Annotated in this window: 19 protein-coding genes, 1 tRNA gene and 1 pseudogene; 14 read left to right on the top strand and 7 right to left on the bottom strand. The window is 37.1% G+C overall.

Annotation, left to right across the window (positions count from 1 at the left end; all coding sequences use genetic code 11):
• Nucleotides 1-8: 8 nt before the first annotated feature.
• On the bottom strand, nt 9-944 hold the full coding sequence (gene argC, locus ABID39_RS06105) for an N-acetyl-gamma-glutamyl-phosphate reductase (protein ID WP_354187032.1): 936 nt from the start codon (nt 942-944) through the stop codon (nt 9-11).
• 319 nt (nt 945-1,263) lie between these two features.
• Here argC and glyA point away from each other — a divergent pair, with 319 nt between their 5' ends.
• The 6 genes from glyA to nusB all read left to right on the top strand — a co-directional run bounded on the left by glyA (nt 1,264) and on the right by nusB (nt 5,798).
• Nucleotides 1,264-2,577, top strand: a complete 1,314-nt coding sequence (gene glyA, locus ABID39_RS06110; RefSeq protein ID WP_354187034.1) for a serine hydroxymethyltransferase — start codon at nt 1,264-1,266, stop codon at nt 2,575-2,577.
• 12 nt (nt 2,578-2,589) lie between these two features.
• The gene (gene nrdR / locus ABID39_RS06115) at nt 2,590-3,072 is read left to right on the top strand and encodes a transcriptional regulator NrdR (protein ID WP_354187036.1); all 483 of its coding nucleotides are present in this window, start codon (nt 2,590-2,592) and stop codon (nt 3,070-3,072) included.
• Nucleotides 3,065-4,192 (top strand): bifunctional diaminohydroxyphosphoribosylaminopyrimidine deaminase/5-amino-6-(5-phosphoribosylamino)uracil reductase RibD, encoded by a 1,128-nt coding sequence (gene ribD / locus ABID39_RS06120; protein ID WP_354187038.1) that lies wholly within the window; start codon nt 3,065-3,067, stop codon nt 4,190-4,192. Before nrdR ends, ribD begins: the two co-directional genes overlap by 8 nt.
• The gene (locus ABID39_RS06125) at nt 4,174-4,779 is read left to right on the top strand and encodes a riboflavin synthase (protein WP_354187040.1); all 606 of its coding nucleotides are present in this window, start codon (nt 4,174-4,176) and stop codon (nt 4,777-4,779) included. Before ribD ends, ABID39_RS06125 begins: the two co-directional genes overlap by 19 nt.
• Before the next feature lie 87 nt (nt 4,780-4,866).
• Complete coding sequence (locus ABID39_RS06130; protein WP_354187042.1) at nt 4,867-5,325, top strand: 6,7-dimethyl-8-ribityllumazine synthase; 459 nt, start codon at nt 4,867-4,869, stop codon at nt 5,323-5,325.
• Between the two features lie 2 nt (nt 5,326-5,327).
• A complete protein-coding gene (gene nusB, locus ABID39_RS06135) occupies nt 5,328-5,798 on the top strand; it encodes a transcription antitermination factor NusB (RefSeq protein WP_354187044.1) in 471 nt (156 codons plus the stop codon).
• A gap of 59 nt (nt 5,799-5,857) precedes the next feature.
• Here nusB and ABID39_RS06140 read toward each other — a convergent pair whose 3' ends face one another.
• Nucleotides 5,858-6,325, bottom strand: coding sequence for an outer membrane protein assembly factor BamE (locus ABID39_RS06140; RefSeq protein ID WP_354187072.1), 468 nt, complete (start codon nt 6,323-6,325; stop codon nt 5,858-5,860).
• Nucleotides 6,326-6,557: 232 nt separating this feature from the next.
• Between ABID39_RS06140 and ABID39_RS06145 the strand changes: the two genes are divergently transcribed.
• The 5 genes from ABID39_RS06145 to ABID39_RS06165 all read left to right on the top strand — a co-directional run bounded on the left by ABID39_RS06145 (nt 6,558) and on the right by ABID39_RS06165 (nt 10,452).
• Nucleotides 6,558-7,115, top strand: coding sequence for a YceD family protein (locus ABID39_RS06145; protein ID WP_354187046.1), 558 nt, complete (start codon nt 6,558-6,560; stop codon nt 7,113-7,115).
• 159 nt (nt 7,116-7,274) lie between these two features.
• Nucleotides 7,275-8,345 carry a phosphate acyltransferase PlsX gene (gene plsX, locus ABID39_RS06150; protein ID WP_354187048.1) on the top strand — a complete coding sequence of 357 codons (1,071 nt, stop codon included), beginning with the start codon at nt 7,275-7,277 and terminating at the stop codon, nt 8,343-8,345.
• Between the two features lie 49 nt (nt 8,346-8,394).
• Entirely contained in the window at nt 8,395-9,369 is a 975-nt protein-coding gene (locus ABID39_RS06155; RefSeq protein ID WP_354187050.1) for a beta-ketoacyl-ACP synthase III, read from the top strand.
• Nucleotides 9,370-9,445: 76 nt separating this feature from the next.
• Nucleotides 9,446-9,757: an integration host factor subunit alpha gene (locus tag ABID39_RS06160; RefSeq protein ID WP_354187052.1), complete on the top strand. Its 312-nt coding sequence runs from the start codon at nt 9,446-9,448 to the stop codon at nt 9,755-9,757.
• 191 nt (nt 9,758-9,948) lie between these two features.
• The gene (locus ABID39_RS06165; protein WP_354187054.1) at nt 9,949-10,452 is read left to right on the top strand and encodes a MerR family transcriptional regulator; all 504 of its coding nucleotides are present in this window, start codon (nt 9,949-9,951) and stop codon (nt 10,450-10,452) included.
• A gap of 45 nt (nt 10,453-10,497) precedes the next feature.
• Here ABID39_RS06165 and thrS read toward each other — a convergent pair whose 3' ends face one another.
• From thrS to ABID39_RS06180, 3 genes are all read right to left on the bottom strand, one after another.
• A complete protein-coding gene (thrS, locus tag ABID39_RS06170) occupies nt 10,498-12,474 on the bottom strand; it encodes a threonine--tRNA ligase (protein ID WP_354187056.1) in 1,977 nt (658 codons plus the stop codon).
• 117 nt (nt 12,475-12,591) lie between these two features.
• Nucleotides 12,592-12,945, bottom strand: coding sequence for a membrane protein insertion efficiency factor YidD (gene yidD, locus ABID39_RS06175; RefSeq protein ID WP_354187058.1), 354 nt, complete (start codon nt 12,943-12,945; stop codon nt 12,592-12,594).
• Nucleotides 12,946-13,374, bottom strand: coding sequence for an iron-sulfur cluster assembly scaffold protein (locus ABID39_RS06180; RefSeq protein WP_354187074.1), 429 nt, complete (start codon nt 13,372-13,374; stop codon nt 12,946-12,948).
• A 140-nt stretch (nt 13,375-13,514) separates the two neighbouring features.
• On the opposite strand from ABID39_RS06180, the gene folE reads away from it, so the two are divergent.
• The 3 genes from folE (at nt 13,515) to ABID39_RS06195 (ending at nt 15,692) form a co-directional block, all read left to right on the top strand.
• Complete coding sequence (gene folE, locus ABID39_RS06185; protein ID WP_354187060.1) at nt 13,515-14,135, top strand: GTP cyclohydrolase I FolE; 621 nt, start codon at nt 13,515-13,517, stop codon at nt 14,133-14,135.
• Between the two features lie 137 nt (nt 14,136-14,272).
• Nucleotides 14,273-14,357: transfer RNA gene (locus ABID39_RS06190), tRNA-Leu, on the top strand.
• 162 nt (nt 14,358-14,519) lie between these two features.
• Nucleotides 14,520-15,692, top strand: coding sequence for a tyrosine-type recombinase/integrase (locus ABID39_RS06195; protein ID WP_354187062.1), 1,173 nt, complete (start codon nt 14,520-14,522; stop codon nt 15,690-15,692).
• A 4-nt stretch (nt 15,693-15,696) separates the two neighbouring features.
• Here the strand turns inward: ABID39_RS06195 and ABID39_RS06200 are convergent, their stop codons facing one another.
• Together ABID39_RS06200 and ABID39_RS06205 are read right to left on the bottom strand one after the other, a co-directional pair.
• The gene (locus ABID39_RS06200) at nt 15,697-15,972 is read right to left on the bottom strand and encodes a helix-turn-helix transcriptional regulator (protein WP_354187064.1); all 276 of its coding nucleotides are present in this window, start codon (nt 15,970-15,972) and stop codon (nt 15,697-15,699) included.
• A 79-nt stretch (nt 15,973-16,051) separates the two neighbouring features.
• Nucleotides 16,052-16,203 (bottom strand): annotated as a pseudogene (locus ABID39_RS06205) (lambda exonuclease family protein); the annotation flags it as partial.

The raw sequence follows: 16,203 nt of genomic DNA on the forward strand, positions 1-16,203 counted from the left end.
GAGAAAGTTTAGCTTCCTAAAAGCATTAAGTCGAGATTTTGAACAGCTGCTGCGGATGCACCTTTCCCCAAATTATCTAATAGAGCACAGAGATTAAAGATCCCTTCGCGCTCATTTCCAAACACGAACAGTTTCATTCCGTCTTTATGTGCTAAGTGTTCTGGATTGAGCTTAGTAAGGGTCTCCGTTTCTTCTTGTGATGCAACCGATATGACATTTTGTTCATTGTAATGATTTCCAAGGATTTCACGTAGATCAGAGCGGTTGGCTGATTTTGTGAATAAATGGCGATGGAGTGGAATACTTACAATCATTCCTTGAGGAAAACGACCAACACTTGGTACAAAAATAGGTGTTTGGTTGATTTGCCCATAGATTTTAATTTCCGGTACATGTTTGTGCTCAAGATTAAGAGCGTAGATAAAATAATTTTCCCGAATATCATTTTTTCGAGATTGGCTTTCCATTTGGGCAATCAATTGTTTGCCACCTCCAGTATAACCAGATATTGCATGAATTGATATCGGATAAGAAGCGTCTATTAGTCCGGCTTCACGAAGTGGTCGAATCAAGCTAATTGCACCGGTAGGATAACATCCGGGATTGGTCACGTAGCGTGCTGTTTGGATGCGTTCTTTTTGTCCCATAGTTATTTCAGGAAAACCATAGACCCAATCTGGTGCAATACGGTAAACTGTCGAGCTATCAATAATTCTAATTTTTTTATTATTTTTAAGCCAAGTAACAATTTCGCGCGCAGCATCATCAGGAAGACATAAAATAGCAATGTCAGCTTGGTTAAGACACTCTCTACGGGCATCAATATTATGTCGATCGGTATGGGAAAGCGAAAGTAATTCAAAATCTGATCGATTCGCTAGTCGTTTTTGTATCTGTAATCCGGTTGTTCCATGCTCACCATCAATAAAAACTTTCGTTGCCATCCTCTTTTCCTTAAGTTATTTTTTTTCTATCACATTTAGCTTGTCATATTATAAATTATTTAAAATAATTACCAATTTAAATTATTGAATTTCCTAAAAATTATAAGTTATTTTATTCGTAAATAAACGTAGGTAAGAAAAAAATTAGTACTTATTTTGCACTATTTTTATGAGAGAAAAGCTCTTTTATTTATATGGCAAAGCAATGAGATAAATGTTTGCGTTATTTTTAAGTGAAAGTGGTTTAAAATATTTGGTTTGCATGCTTTGCTGTGTTATCGTTCCACGACTTTATTTTTTTATGTTAGGAACGTGTTTTATGATTCAGCAAGAAAATGATACCCCAAAACGCTTTTTTAATGATAATTTACAAACCGTTGATGCTGCAATTTTTGAGGCAATTCGCGGAGAGTTTGATCGTCAAAAACATGAAATTGAGCTGATTGCTTCAGAAAATATTGTTTCAAGAGCTGTTCTTGAAGCACAGGGATCGGTTTTAACCAATAAATATGCAGAAGGTTACCCAAAAAAGCGCTACTATGGGGGGTGTCAATTTGTTGATGTCGTTGAAGATTTAGCAATTGAACGTGCAAAAAAGCTTTTTGGTGCTGCTTTTGCCAATGTACAGTCTCATTCTGGTAGTCAAATGAATCAGGCTGTATTTTTAGCTTTACTCCAGCCTGGTGATACATTTATGGGACTGGACTTAAATGCTGGTGGTCATCTTACGCACGGTTCATCCGTTAATATGTCTGGGAAATGGTTTAATGCTGTTCATTATGGCGTGCGTCAAGAAGATCAAATTCTTGATATGGAGGAAGTTGAACGGCTTGCAAAAGGACATAGGCCCAAACTTATTATAGCTGGTGGTTCGTCTTATCCTCGTCTATGGGATTGGAAACGGTTTCGTGAAATTGCAGATGAGATTGATGCTTATTTCCTTGTCGATATGTCTCATATTGCTGGTCTTGTTGCAGGGGGGGTACATTCTTCACCTGTTCCGCATGCACATATTGTAACAACTACAACACATAAATCTTTGCGTGGTCCTCGTGGTGGTTTGATATTAACAAATGATGAAGTTTTAGCGAAAAAAATCAACTCGGCGATTTTTCCTGGTCTTCAAGGAGGCCCTTTAATGCATGTGATTGCGGCTAAAGCTGTCGCATTTGAAGAAGCTTTACAGCCTTCTTTCAAAAGCTACAGCGCTAATGTCATTACTCATGCAAAAATTTTGGCGAAAACACTGCAAGATAACGGTTTTGATCTTGTTTCTGGTGGTACTGATAATCATTTGTTATTGGTTGATTTGCGTTCCAAGAATTTGACGGGAAAACGTGCCGAATTGGCTTTGGGACGTGCTCATATTACATGTAATAAAAATGGTATTCCTTTTGATCCTGAACCACCGTCGATAACATCTGGAATTCGTTTGGGGACACCTGCTGCAACGACGCGTGGTTTTACAGAAAAAGAGTTTGTTCTAATTGGTAATTTGATTTCAGAAGTTCTTGATGGTCTTAAAGAGGCTAAAAGCGATGAAAATAATCGTGTTGTTGAAATGATAGTCAAGAAAAAGGTGGAAGATATAACGAGTAGATTTCCGCTTTATTCTTATCTTAGCATTTGTTAAGGGTGGGGAAAGATGCGCTGTCCCTACTGCCAATGTGAAGATACACAGGTTAAGGATTCTCGTCCTGCTGAAGAAGGAGCGGTCATTCGTCGTCGACGTGTGTGTTCCGTTTGTGGTGGCCGTTTTACAACTTTTGAACGTGTCCAGTTGCGTGAGCTCTTGGTTTCTAAAAAAAGTGGTCGATGTGAGCCATTTGATCGAGATAAATTGATACGATCCGTTGAAGTGGCTGTGCGTAAACGTAATATTGATCCAGATCATATTGAACGGGCGATTTCTGGCATTGTACGACAGCTCGAGAGTTTAGGAGAGCCAGAGATTGCTTCGGAAAAAATAGGGCATCTTGTGATGGAAGCATTGAAAAGCATTGATGATATTGCTTACATTCGTTTTGCTTCTGTCTATCGAGATTTTCGTAATGCAAGCGATTTTCATAATGTTATAGATGAGTTGTCAAAGAGTATAACGGATACAGAATCTTGTTTTGATGAATAAAAAAGTGCAGGATGAACGGTTTATGGCTGCAGCTATCCGTTTGGCAGAACGTCATGTTGGTCTTACTGGTGAAAACCCTTCGGTTGGTACATTAATTGTGCAATACGATGAGGGAAGGGAGGCATCCATTGTCGGTTATGGTGTAACAGCCATTCATGGAAGACCACACTCTGAGGTACAAGCTTTGCACATGGCCGGTCCCTTGGCTCACGGTGCTACCGCTTATGTTACTTTAGAACCTTGTTCGCATTATGGTAAAACTTTTCCCTGTGTAAATGCGCTCATTAATTCAGGTATTTCACGGGTTGTTATTGCTCTTACTGATTTAGATAAGCGGGTTAATGGCCGTGGTATTGCTCTTTTGCATGCGGCTGGTATTGAAGTGGTTGAAGGAGTTTTGGCTGAAAAAGCTTTTGAGGCTTTATGCACGCATTGGTGTATAAGAAAGTTGCAACGTTGTGCTGTTACTTTGAAAATGGCAATTTCTGCAGACAATGGTGTGGGGAAAAAAGGGCAGGGTGGTATAAAAATTAGTGGAATGATTTCACACACACACTCTCATATTTTACGTGCTCAAAATGATGCTATTGTTGTTGGTATTGGTACTGTACTAGCAGATAATCCACAATTAAATTGTCGTTTGCCAGGAATGGAGATGCGTTCTCCTATACGTGTTATTTTAGATACAGATTTATGCATTCCTCTTGATACAAAAGTTGTTCAAACAGCAACAAAAATTCCTACATGGGTCATTTGTGATGTGAATTGTTCAAAAAAAAATAAAAAAAGTGTTCTGGAACAGTATGGCGTATCTGTATATTCAATAGAAATGAGTGACGGTTATATGCAGCCCCTTGCTATTTTACAGCTGCTTTATCGACATGGGATTAATAGTATTTTACTTGAGGGAGGCGTAAAGACTGGGGAAAAATTTTTAAGTGCCGGTTGTGTAGATCATTTAATATGTTTTTATACTCCCGTTATTTTAGGAGAAAATCGTATCGAAGCTCCTTGCTTTGGAAATTATCTTTCACAGTTTCATGAAGTTGAATCAAGAATGTTTGGAAATGACCGTTTTTATAAATGGAGGCGTAAAACGCTATGTTCACAGGTATTATAACGGATATAGGTTGTGTTGAAGAAGTTATGTCTTTAGAACAAGGCGTGCGTTTAAATATTTCTACGTTCTATGCTATAGAGAGTTTAGAAATTGGTGCATCAATTGCGTGTTCAGGGATTTGTCTGACAATCGTTGAACGAGGGATACATCAGGAAAACAGAAGTTGGTTTGCTGTCGAAGCATGGGAAGAAGCATTGCGGTTGACTAATCTTGCACAGTGGACAAAAGGAACTTTTATTAATTTAGAGCGTTCACTTCGATTGGGTGATGAAATGGGTGGGCATTTGGTTTCTGGTCATGTTGATGGTTTGGCTGAGATTATTGATCAGAAAAATGAAGGGGATGCAGTTCGTTTTTTCCTACAAATTCCAACACAATTTGTGCCTTTTATTGTCAATAAGGGTTCTGTTGCACTCAATGGAACATCTTTGACTGTTAATAGTGTTGAAAATTGTATTTTTGATGTTCTTATTATTCGCCATACACTTGAAGTAACAACATGGGGACAAGCTAAAATTGGCGATCAGGTTAATTTGGAAATTGATCAGCTTGCTCGGTATGCTGCAAAATTTCTGGCTTTAAAATGAAAGATCGATAAGCTAAAGGTTTAGTCTTGAGAGTTTAGTGTTTTAATGCCCTAAGTTTTTTATTTAATTTTCTTATGGGATTTCATCATGACGAAAGAGATATGTAAAAAATTGCATGTATTGATTGTTGAAGCACGTTTTTATGATGAAATTTCTGATGCGCTTCTTACGGGTGCAACGAGTGTTTTACAAAAATCTGGAGTAAGCTATGATATTGTCACCGTTCCAGGAGCATTAGAAATACCTGGTGCAATAGCCTTTGCCGAAAAAAGTCGTAAGGTATCCTACGACGGTTATGTTGCACTTGGCTGTGTTATCCGAGGTGAAACATATCATTTTGAAATTGTCGCGAATGATTCTTGTCGTGCATTGATGGATTTAACTGTTCATCAGAATTTGGCTATTGGAAATGGTATTTTGACTGTTGAGGATGAAAAACAAGCGTGGGCACGTGCAAAACAAGATGAAAAAAATAAAGGTGGTTTTGCTGCTGAAGCTGCTTTATGTATGGTAGCTCTCAAAAATAAATTCGGAGATAATTATTAGGTATGGCTGATATAAAAGAAAAATATTCTCCGCGTTCAGCCAATAAACGTGGAGCAGCGAGGTTTGCTGCAGTTCAGGCGCTTTATCAAATGGATATGGTTGGCACTGGTGTGATAGAAACGGCAGCTGAATATGAAGCTTACCATTTAGGAAAAGATATTGATGGAGATCAGTATCTTGAGGCTGATTTTCAGTGGTTTTTGTCCATTATCACTGGTGTTGTAAAAAGTCAAAAACAGCTTGACCCTATGCTTCACCAACAACTTTCTGCAGAGTGGTCACTTTCACGTCTTGATTCTATATTACGCGCAATTTTGCGTGCTGGTTTATGGGAGTTGATTAATCGCCCCGATGTACCTGTTGCGGTTGTTATGAATGAGTATGTTGATATAGCAAAGGCGTTTTTCGAAGGCGATGAGCCAAAACTTGTTAATGCAGTTCTTGATAATATGGCAAAAAAAGCGCGCTCGTAAAGACAGTGTTACAACCCTGACATGATCAGGATTGTATATGGATATTACAAGTTATAGGTTTATGAATTTGCAGGACCTTTTATAATCTGCATTAAGAAAGACTGCTCTTTTGTAGCAGTTGGTGTTGTTTGTGTGATGAAGTCGAAGACTTGACCATTTTGTAAACCATAGTGCGCTATCTTAGTAACTTGATTGTCTTTATTGAAGTAAATAGCTAAAACTTTGCGATCAATAATTTTTGTTTTCATAAATTGCATCGCACGATACCGTGTTTGCGAGATATAATAGAAGATCTCATTATCATGTTTTGTCTTCAACGAGGGACGCCCTAAACTTAAAATAACTTGTTCTTGACTTGATCCAACAGAAATAGAACTAAGAGCATTTTTATCAAGAATATAACCTTCTTGATATGTCTGTTTTGAGCCTGAAGAATCAATAAAACTACAACCAGTGATTGCAATCATGCTCGTTATTGACAGACCAATCAGCAATTTACGTTTGATTAAGTCTACTATGTAAGGCATTTGAAACAATGATATCTCCCTTAATAATTTATATGTACGACAAAAAGGTAAGCTCAAATTTTTTCTCATTCTAACTTAATTTGTCATAGCCTATATTGAGCTTCCCTATTATAAAGTGAATTATGTCATACAGCGTTTCGTTAGAAAAGAAAAAAATAAATAAATGTATTTTACCTAAATGAAAGTAGAATATTTTAAATTTTAATGCTCTTTGCATATTTAGGAGTTGTCGATGAATGCTCAAAATGTTTTTCCAATGACATTTGCTTTAGCTTATCCAATATCAGTACGTTCATTGCCGACCAAAGGTATAAGAGTTCATATTTGTGCGAATCAAAAAGAATGTACACATTTAGCTAAGAATCACGATTTAGTTGAAGTAAGATTTTGTAAGGGAAAGTTTCACATTTTACCATGGAAAAAGCGTGGAATTCGTATAAAAGGTTTATTGCAGGCGCGTATCGTACAGTTATGTGTTGTTACATTAGAGCCGTTAGAAAATATTCTTCATGAAAAGATTGAAGTTGTTTTTGTTCCAGAAGATGCAAATCTTACAAAGCCAAAAATATCAGAAGATACAGGTGAATTGTTTTTAGATGTGGAAGGGCTCGATACACCAGAAGTCTTTTATGGTGATAAAATCGATATTGGTGCAGTTATGGAAGAATTTTTTGAGTTATCCATTGACCATTATCCTCGTAAAAAAGGGATAAAGATGCATACGATTGAAAATTTAGAAGAGGATAAGCAAAAGTTATCACCATTTTCAGTTTTAAAAAATTGGAAGTGATTGTAAAAGCATAAAAAAATTATCTATTGTATACTATTATAAAAACGGTATTTTCTGCGAAGCTATTTTTATGGTGATATGCTTCTAGGGATGCTCAGAAGTAAAAAATCGCAATATAGCATTTAAAAGCTTAAATAAAAAGATGTGGGATATGCAAGCGTGATTAGAATTTCTGTGGATGTGATGGGCGGTGATTATGGTCCAGAAGTAACTATTGCAGGAGCCGCAATTGTACAAAAGCATTTGCCAAATATTCGTTTTCTATTCTATGGGGTAGATGAGGTTGTTAAGCCGGTTTTAAAAAAATATCCTAGTTTGGCTTCTGTTTCGTGTTTTTTTCCGACAGAAAGTTATACGCGTATGGATGAGAAGCCAAGTCAGGCACTGCGCAACGGACGTGGTAAATCATCAATGTGGTATGCAATTGAGGCGGTAAAAAATGGTGAAGCTGATGCATGCATTTCTGCTGGAAACACTGGTGCGCTTATGGCAATGTCTTACTTTTGTCTAAAGATGATGGCTGAAGCAGAGCGTCCTGGAATTGCAGGAATTTGGCCAACACTACGCAGTGAGAGCATTGTTTTGGATATTGGGGCGACGATTGGTGCATCAGCAAACCAGTTGGTCGATTTAGCTGTTATGGGGGCAGGTATGTTTCGCGCTTTATATCACACGGAAAGACCAAGTGTGGGGCTTTTAAATGTCGGTGTTGAAGAGGTTAAAGGTCTCTATGCAATAAAAAAAGCTGGAATGATATTGCGTGAAGTGCAATTAGAAGGCTTAGAATATAAGGGATTTGTTGAAGGTAATGACATTGGAAAAGGAACAGTAGATGTTGTTGTAACAGAAGGGTTTGCTGGTAATATTGCTTTAAAGACGGCAGAAGGAACAGCACGGCAGATAGCGGAAATCTTAAATTCCGCACTACGAAGTTCTTTTTTAACATCTCTTGGTTATTTTTTATCGCGGGGTGCTTTTCGTACACTGAAACATAAAATGGATCCCGACAGGGTGAATGGTGGAGTGCTGCTAGGTTTAAATGGTGTTGTCATAAAAAGTCATGGTAGCGCTAATGCTGACGGTTTTGCTTCTGCTATTCGTGTTGGTTATGAGATGGTTAGCAATGGGCTTTTGAAAAAAATAACGGCTGATTTACGGCGGTTTCATGAGAATAAAGAAGTGCTTTTTGATCAAGAAGATGAAGCAGCGCTGAATGGGGGAATTATATGATAAAATTTTGTAATATAAGTAAAAAGTCTCAGGAAAAGGTTAGGAGCGAATGATTCGATCCGTTATGTGTGGTGTAGGGAGTGCCTTGCCAAAAAAAAGCTTATCAAATGATGAGATTGCGAAGTTTGTTGAAACATCAGATTCATGGATTGTTCAACGTACAGGAATACACCAGCGTTACATTGCTAATAAAAATGAAACAACTGTTTCTTTAGGAGTTGAAGCTGCACAAGCAGCTTTGATAAATGCTGGTCTAACAATAAATGATATTGATTGTATTATTTTGGCAACCTCAACACCAAATCGTACTTTTCCTGCTTCGGCTGTTGAAATTCAGCATGCTTTGGGAATGAACCATGGATTTGCTTTTGATATTCAAGCGGTTTGTTCTGGTTTTATTTTTGCTTTAGCGACAGGAGATGCCTATTTACGTTGCCGAGCTGCCAAGAGAGCTTTAGTTATCGGGGCTGATACATTTTCTCGGATCTTAGATTGGAAAGACCGTACAACATGCGTTCTATTTGGTGATGGTGCAGGTGCTGCTGTTTTGGAAGCACAGGAAAGTGAGGATGAAATTGCTTTTGGTCGTGGTATATTATCTGTAAAATTACGCTCTGATGGTGCGTACATGGATAAGTTGTATGTTGACGGTGGTCCTTCAACAACGCAAACAACGGGCTATTTGCGCATGGAAGGACGAGAAGTTTTTAAATATGCAGTTGGTATGATCACAGATGTGGTTGATGATTGTTTTTCTGCTGCTAGTATAGATTCTTCACAATTGGATTGGTTCGTGCCTCATCAAGCCAATAAACGGATTATTGAAGCATCTGCTAAAAAATTGGGAATTGCCATAGATAAAGTTGTGATTACCGTTGATAAACACGGTAATACGTCTGCAGCATCAGTTCCATTGGCTTTAACAACAGCTATTGGTGAGGGAAAAATTAAAAAAGGAGATCTCATCATGTTAGAAGCTATGGGAGGTGGGTTTACATGGGGAGCAATTCTTATTCGTTTGTAGATTATGGCCGCTTGACCATATTTGAATAAAACGTATAAGTCATTTAGTAATTTTAATATTTGAATAGGTGGTTATAATGGCAAGTAAGACAGTAACGCGTGCGGATTTAGCGAGCGTAGTTTGTAAACGAGTGGGCTTGTCACACACTGAATCAGCTGCTTTGGTTGAATTGGTTTTGGATGAAATTTGTAATTCACTTGTAAGAGGTGAGGCGGTTAAACTCTCTTCTTTTGCAACTTTTCAAGTTCGCAATAAAAATGAACGTGTTGGGCGTAATCCAAAAACTGGTGTTGAAGCGCCTATCCCACCGAGACGTGTAGTGACATTTAAGGCTGCAAATGTACTTAAACAAAGGATTTTAGATTCACATCGCACAAGACAAAGATAATATCACATGAATAAATCATGCTATAGGTTTTGGTATTTGTTAAGAAAAATTGTATGAAATTAAGTTCTAGATTTTGTTTAACAAAAGGCTTTTTAATTGAAATAGAGTCAAGTGATGATCTTATTTTTGACCAATCTTGTTGAGAAAATAAAACTTGATGAATTATAGTATTTTAGATAGGAAGTTGCAAAATGGATAAGAGCTCCGATGCTTTTCGCACAATTAGCGAAGTAGCCGAGTTTTTAGGGCTTCCGCAACATGTTTTAAGATTTTGGGAAACGCGTTTTAAGCAGATTAAGCCAATGAAGCGTGGCGGGGGGAGACGCTATTATCGCCCAGCTGATGTTGATTTACTCAATGGTATTAAGCAATTACTGTACGATCAGGGGTATACGATAAAGGGTGTACAGCGCCTTTTGAAAGAAAATGGTGCCACCTTTGTTACCGCGTTTGGTAATGGCGATCTTGATGCCATGAATGTTGTAATAGAAAAGAGACAGGCAGGAAAAACTTCTGAACTTACCAGCGATAAGCCTAAAAAATCTTCTTTCGGGCTTTTAAGTTTTATGAGGAATGAGGGAGAAGCATCTATCGGTGCTGCTAATATTTATAAAGATAAGAGTGATAAAGAATTGCTGCAAGAAACACTGTTTGAATTAATTGAATGCAAACGCATGCTTGATAGAATACGGTAACAATGATTCTTTTCGCTTTATAGTTTCTTTTATTTTTTACATACTTTAAGTGTTTATTAAACGACGCAAATCAGGTGGTGTTGCTTCATTTGTGAGTTGCGTAATTGCTTCCTCTATAGACAATAAGACTTGATTCTGACTCCCTAAGCGGCGTACATTCACGCTGTTTGTTTCAGATTCGCGTTTGCCACATACTAAAATAACAGGCACTTTTTTTAAAGAATGTTCTCGTATTTTATAGTTAATTTTTTCATTACGAAGATCTAATGTTGCTGAAATTCCAACCGCTTTAAGTTTCGCCGTTATTTTTTTTGCATATTCATTTGCTTCGGATGTAATTGTTGCTACAATAACTTGTTCATGTGCAAGCCAAAGTGGCATATGACCAGCAAAATTTTCGATTAATATACCAAGAAAGCGCTCCATTGATCCAAAAATAGCACGGTGAATCATAACAGGTTGATGTTTTTCTGAATCTTTATCAATATAAAATGCTCCAAAGCGTTCAGGGAGATTAAAGTCTATTTGCGTTGTTCCACACTGCCATTCACGACCGATAGCATCTTTCAATGTATATTCAAATTTTGGTCCATAAAATGCACCTTCTCCTGGAAGGATACTTGTTTTGATTTGTCCAGCAAATTTTGTTTCGATAGTTTTGAGGACGGATTTCATGATATTTTCTGCATGATCCCATAGTGCATCAGATCCCACTCGCTTTTCTGGACGTGTTGAAAGTTTAAGACTGATTTCTTTAAAACCAAAATCAGCATAAGTTGATAAGATCAAATCATTAATATTAAGGCATTCATCAGCTAATTGCTCATTGGTACAAAAAATATGTGCATCATCTTGTGTAAAACTACGTACACGCATAAGACCATGTAGAGATCCTGAAGGTTCATAACGATGGACAACACCGAATTCAGCAAGCCTTATAGGCAAGTCGCGGTAAGATTTTAAACCATGTTTAAAAATCTGCACATGACCAGGGCAATTCATTGGTTTAAGAGCGTAAATACTTTCATTATTCCAATTCTCTGCTGCTGGAATTGTTTTGAACATATTTTCCTTATACCAGCCCCAATGACCAGATATTTCCCAAAGTGATCTATCAAGTACTTGTGGTGCATTAACTTCGGCATATTGGTGATCATCGAGGCGTCTACGCATATAGCTGATCAAGTTTTGAAACATTTTCCAGCCTTTTGGGTGCCAGAAAATCATTCCTGGTCCTTCTTCTTGAAAATGAAATAAATCCATTTCACGTCCCAAACGACGGTGATCACGTTTTTCAGCTTCTTCCAGCATGTGCAGATAGGTTTTTAAGTCATTTTCATTAGCAAATGCTGTGCCATAAATTCTTGTTAGCATCGGATTATTGGAATCACCACGCCAATAAGCTCCTGCGACTTTCATGAGTTTGAAAGCATTGCCAATTTGTCCTGTAGACTGCATATGTGGACCACGGCAAAGATCAAACCAATCCCCCTGATAATAAATTTTCAAATCTTGATTTTGGGGAATGCTATCAATAAGCTCAACTTTATAAAGTTCACCTTTTTTAGAAAAAATTTCTCTTGCTTTTTCACGAGACAAAATCTCTTTTGTAAAAGGTTTATTGCGTTGAATAATTTCACGCATTTTCTTTTCAATGATAATAAGATCATCTAATGTAAAAGGCTGTTGACGTGCAAAATCATAATAGAAACCATTTTCAATAACGGGGCCGATTGCCACTTGCGTTTCAGGAAAGAGCTCTTGTACAGCTTCAGCTAAGACATGTGCACAATCATGACGTATAAGCTCAAGAGCACGTGGGTCTTCTCGGGTAATAATTTCTATTTGACCAGATTGTTCTAATGGATCTGATAGATCTTGAATGTTTCCATTAAGACGATAAGCAACCGCTTTTTTTGCAAGCGATTTAGAAATGGATTCTGCCAATTCCAGCCCCGTCATTTTTGTGGGGTAATCACGTTTTGAACCATCAGGAAAAGAAAGGGAAACAGAACAAGACATAAAATACCTCTTTAATCCAATTCCGCCAACGATTGCGGATGGTTTCATAAAAAATTGGTCATAATTTAAATTCTATAGACTGATTTTTTTATCAATACACATGAAAAAAGAAAAGAATTATTTGTTGTGTTTTGCAGAAATTTTCCAGTAGCGCCAAGGTTTATAAAAACAACAAGAATTTTCAAGAGAGGTAGGGACTGGATCAAAACCATCTGTTCCAAATGGACCACAACGTATAAGACGAAAAAGTCCCATCCATGCACCAGCCCACAGTCCGTGACGTGCGATCGCTTCATAAGTATATTCTGAACAGGTTGGCATATGGCGACATTGATTTCCTATATAACTGGAAAATGTTATTTGATAAAAACGTATCAAGAAGATACCAAGCAATCGTCCAGGTGTTTTTTGCCAAGAACCTGTATAGTTTCGAGTTTGTTTCTTTTTTTGTTGCGATGGTGGTTTGAGCATTTATTTTTTTTCAATTTGTTCAATACATTCTACTGTTGCGTCAAAGGTAAGCATCGTTGATGCATGGCGAGTTTTGTAGTCTTTAATGGGCTGTAGATAAGAAAATTCTTCAAAGGGAAACGGAGGAAGAGGACCGTTTTGGGTTAACATCTGATAGATTATTTCGCGTAATATTTTAATACTTTGTGTTGTTTGCCCGATGATATGAGATGCTAAAAGTGAAGCGGATGCTTGTCCTAACACACATGCATGTACTTCATGGGCAAAATCTATAACAATGTTATTTTCTACTTTTAGATCTACAGTAACTGTTGAACCACAAAGGCGTGCATGTTTTTTTGAGGTTGCATCTGGATTATTAAGACGTCCAATTCTGCTTATATGCGCAGCATATTTAAGTATTTTATCATTATAGAGGTTATCATAGATGTTATCAATCATGAGAGCTATTGTCTGAAATTTTAAAAGTTGTGATTGTTTAAGCTTTTCATTCACTTATATAGAGATTATACAAAATAAAATAGATATATAGCAAATGCTTTGTGTAAGATCAGCTTTGGAGTTTTTAAATGTGTAATGTTGTTAAAGGAGGTACTACAGACCCGTTTTTATCTGGGAAAAAGCGTCCTCGTTTTGAAGAGGTAAAATCTGCGATTCGCACATTGCTCTTATGGGTAGGTGAAGATCCAAATCGAGAGGGGCTGATTGATACTCCAAAGCGCGTAGCTAAGGCATATTATGAGCTTTTTTCTGGTTATAATAAATCGGTTGAAGAAATTCTAGGAATGGTTTTTGAAGAAGTTTCAGGATATAATGAAGCGATAACTGTTAAAAATATTCCTTTTTATTCTCATTGTGAACATCATATGATTCCAATTGTTGGAAAAGCGCATATTGGGTATTTTCCTGATACAAAGATTGTTGGTCTTTCAAAAATTGCACGTGTTGTTGATATTTTTTCTCGTCGTTTACAAACGCAAGAATCTATGACAGCTCAAATAACCCAAGCTTTAGCAGAACATCTGGAACCTCGTGGTATTGCAGTTTTGATTGAAGCTGAACATATGTGCATGGCTATGAGGGGAATTCAAAAACAGGGCTCGAAAACGATTACAACAAGTTTTTATGGTTGTTATGAAAAAGATCAAAGTGCACAGGCTAATTTTATGATGATGATTCAAAAACCATAGTGAAGCTTATATTTAAATAGCTTATATTGAACCATAAGTCATTTAGATAAAATAAATTATGAGAAAGTGAAAATAGGCTTGTACCTTTCTTTTTGATTTGTTAAAGCCAGGGAATTGATATGTTTTCTTTACCAAGTGCGGTCGTGGCGGAATTGGTAGACGCGCAGCGTTGAGGTCGCTGTGGGGCAACCCGTGGAAGTTCGAGTCTTCTCGACCGCACCAGTTATAGGTTTTCTATAATATCACGTGGTGCCATTGTTTGTTTTATTTTGTTTGTAACTCGTTGTTTTTATTTAATTAATTGTTTTTTTATGTACGACCTTAATATCAGATGAATCTGTCACAAGTACAATTCAAAAGGTGGTTCAAAAGGTGGTTTAAAAAGTGATTAGAAAAACAAGAACACGTGATAGATTATCTGCCTTATCTGTAAAAAATTTTCCTAAAGGTAAATATGCAGATGGAGCTGGGCTATGGCTTATCAAAACAGCGCAGAATCAAGGACGTTGGGTTTTTCGATTCGATTTGAATAAAAAGTGTCGTGAAATGGGATTAGGCTCTTGTAGTGTTGTATCTTTGAAAGAAGCAAGGCTTAAGGCTACGGTCTGTCGTGATCTTTTGCAGCAAGGGATTGATCCGATTCGTAAAAGGAACAATGAAAAGTTAAAGCGGTCGGTTGATAATATTTCTTTACGAGAAATTGTTTTAAGCGCTTTTGAAGCCAAAAAAAGCGAATTAAAAAATGAAGGAACAGCTGCAAGGTGGTTAACGCCTCTGACATTACATGTTTTTCCTAAACTTGGAGATATAGCAATTACTGAATTGACGCAAATTGATATAAAGGAGTGCTTATCCTCTATTTGGAAAACCAAAAATGAAACAGCAAGCAAGGCTTTATCGCGTTTGAATATTGCTATAAAACATGCAGCAGCACGTGGTATAGACGTGGATATGCAATTGGTACCAAAAGCAAAAGCTTTATTGGGAAAATTTATTCAAAATGTTCAAAATATTCCAGCTATGCCGTGGCAAGAAGTTCCGGTGTTTTATCAAAGTTTGGATGATAGAATTGTATCAAATTTAGCTTTAAAGCTTTTAATTTTAACTGGCGTTCGTTCAATGCCAATTCGGCATATACGGTTGGAGCAGATTAATCAATCAATCTGGACAATACCAAAAGAAAATATGAAAGGGATCGTTGGAAAGGTTTTTGATTTTCGTGTTCCTCTTACAGCAGAGGCGATTGCTATTATTGAAAAAGCAAAAACAATCGAAAAAAATGGATTTTTGTTTGTTGGAAATTCCGGAAAGCCTATATCTGATATGACGCTTTCTAAATTTATGAAAGATAGAGGAACTACTTACCGCCCTCATGGATTTAGATCTAGTCTTCGTGACTGGATAGCAGAGACAACGTCAACACCATTTGAAATTGCAGAATTTACATTGTCTCATTCAGTGGGGAATTCAGTCACAAAAGCTTATATGAGAACTGATTTTTTAGAACAGCGTCGTGTTCTTTTAGAACAGTGGTCATGTTTTGTGACTGGACGTTGATTGTTTACGATAGTGGTGGCAGTTCTGTAGAATCTCTTTCAGCTTTTTTGCTTTCAATATAGTGATCAATTTCAACGATATCCCATTTTAAGTATCGTCCTTCTTGTATTGGTTTAGGGAAAACTCCAGCTTTTACAAGCTCTCTAATATAGGTCATAGACATTCCAAGATAAATCGAGAGGTCTTGTATATTGACGAGCCTTTGTATGCGCATTGACAATAGAGCTTGTTCAAATAAGCTTATTTTTTTTATTGGTGCTATCAACTTTTCTTCATTCATTTAAAGTTATCCTTCTTATCGACAATAATTATGAAAGGGCGGGGGTGCTAAGGGGGGGGGAAGAGCACCCCCATAAGGTTCATGCAACTTTTGTAGAGAGTTGTTTTATCTTTTGTTCTATCTCTTCTAAAAAGGCTTCAACAGCTTGATGAATCTGTTCAATTTGTTTTTCATCACGATGCACGCGTTTGATTTTCATGCGTAAGTGAGATGATTGGTTTGTAAAACGTG

This window comes from Bartonella japonica, from assembly GCF_040545385.1.
Taxonomy (GTDB): Bacteria; Pseudomonadota; Alphaproteobacteria; order Rhizobiales; family Rhizobiaceae; genus Bartonella; species Bartonella japonica.

What these genes read in the sequence shown, in the direction of transcription:
- argC (WP_354187032.1), bottom strand. Translation starts at nt 944, where the DNA reads ATGGCAACGAAAGTTTTTATTGATGGTGAGCATGGAACAACCGGATTA.
- glyA (WP_354187034.1), top strand. Translation starts at nt 1,264, where the DNA reads ATGATTCAGCAAGAAAATGATACCCCAAAACGCTTTTTTAATGATAAT.
- nrdR (WP_354187036.1), top strand. Translation starts at nt 2,590, where the DNA reads ATGCGCTGTCCCTACTGCCAATGTGAAGATACACAGGTTAAGGATTCT.
- ribD (WP_354187038.1), top strand. Translation starts at nt 3,065, where the DNA reads ATGAATAAAAAAGTGCAGGATGAACGGTTTATGGCTGCAGCTATCCGT.
- ABID39_RS06125 (WP_354187040.1), top strand. Translation starts at nt 4,174, where the DNA reads ATGTTCACAGGTATTATAACGGATATAGGTTGTGTTGAAGAAGTTATG.
- ABID39_RS06130 (WP_354187042.1), top strand. Translation starts at nt 4,867, where the DNA reads ATGACGAAAGAGATATGTAAAAAATTGCATGTATTGATTGTTGAAGCA.
- nusB (WP_354187044.1), top strand. Translation starts at nt 5,328, where the DNA reads ATGGCTGATATAAAAGAAAAATATTCTCCGCGTTCAGCCAATAAACGT.
- ABID39_RS06140 (WP_354187072.1), bottom strand. Translation starts at nt 6,325, where the DNA reads ATGCCTTACATAGTAGACTTAATCAAACGTAAATTGCTGATTGGTCTG.
- ABID39_RS06145 (WP_354187046.1), top strand. Translation starts at nt 6,558, where the DNA reads ATGAATGCTCAAAATGTTTTTCCAATGACATTTGCTTTAGCTTATCCA.
- ABID39_RS06155 (WP_354187050.1), top strand. Translation starts at nt 8,395, where the DNA reads ATGATTCGATCCGTTATGTGTGGTGTAGGGAGTGCCTTGCCAAAAAAA.
- ABID39_RS06160 (WP_354187052.1), top strand. Translation starts at nt 9,446, where the DNA reads ATGGCAAGTAAGACAGTAACGCGTGCGGATTTAGCGAGCGTAGTTTGT.
- ABID39_RS06165 (WP_354187054.1), top strand. Translation starts at nt 9,949, where the DNA reads ATGGATAAGAGCTCCGATGCTTTTCGCACAATTAGCGAAGTAGCCGAG.
- thrS (WP_354187056.1), bottom strand. Translation starts at nt 12,474, where the DNA reads ATGTCTTGTTCTGTTTCCCTTTCTTTTCCTGATGGTTCAAAACGTGAT.
- yidD (WP_354187058.1), bottom strand. Translation starts at nt 12,945, where the DNA reads ATGCTCAAACCACCATCGCAACAAAAAAAGAAACAAACTCGAAACTAT.
- folE (WP_354187060.1), top strand. Translation starts at nt 13,515, where the DNA reads ATGTGTAATGTTGTTAAAGGAGGTACTACAGACCCGTTTTTATCTGGG.
- ABID39_RS06200 (WP_354187064.1), bottom strand. Translation starts at nt 15,972, where the DNA reads ATGAATGAAGAAAAGTTGATAGCACCAATAAAAAAAATAAGCTTATTT.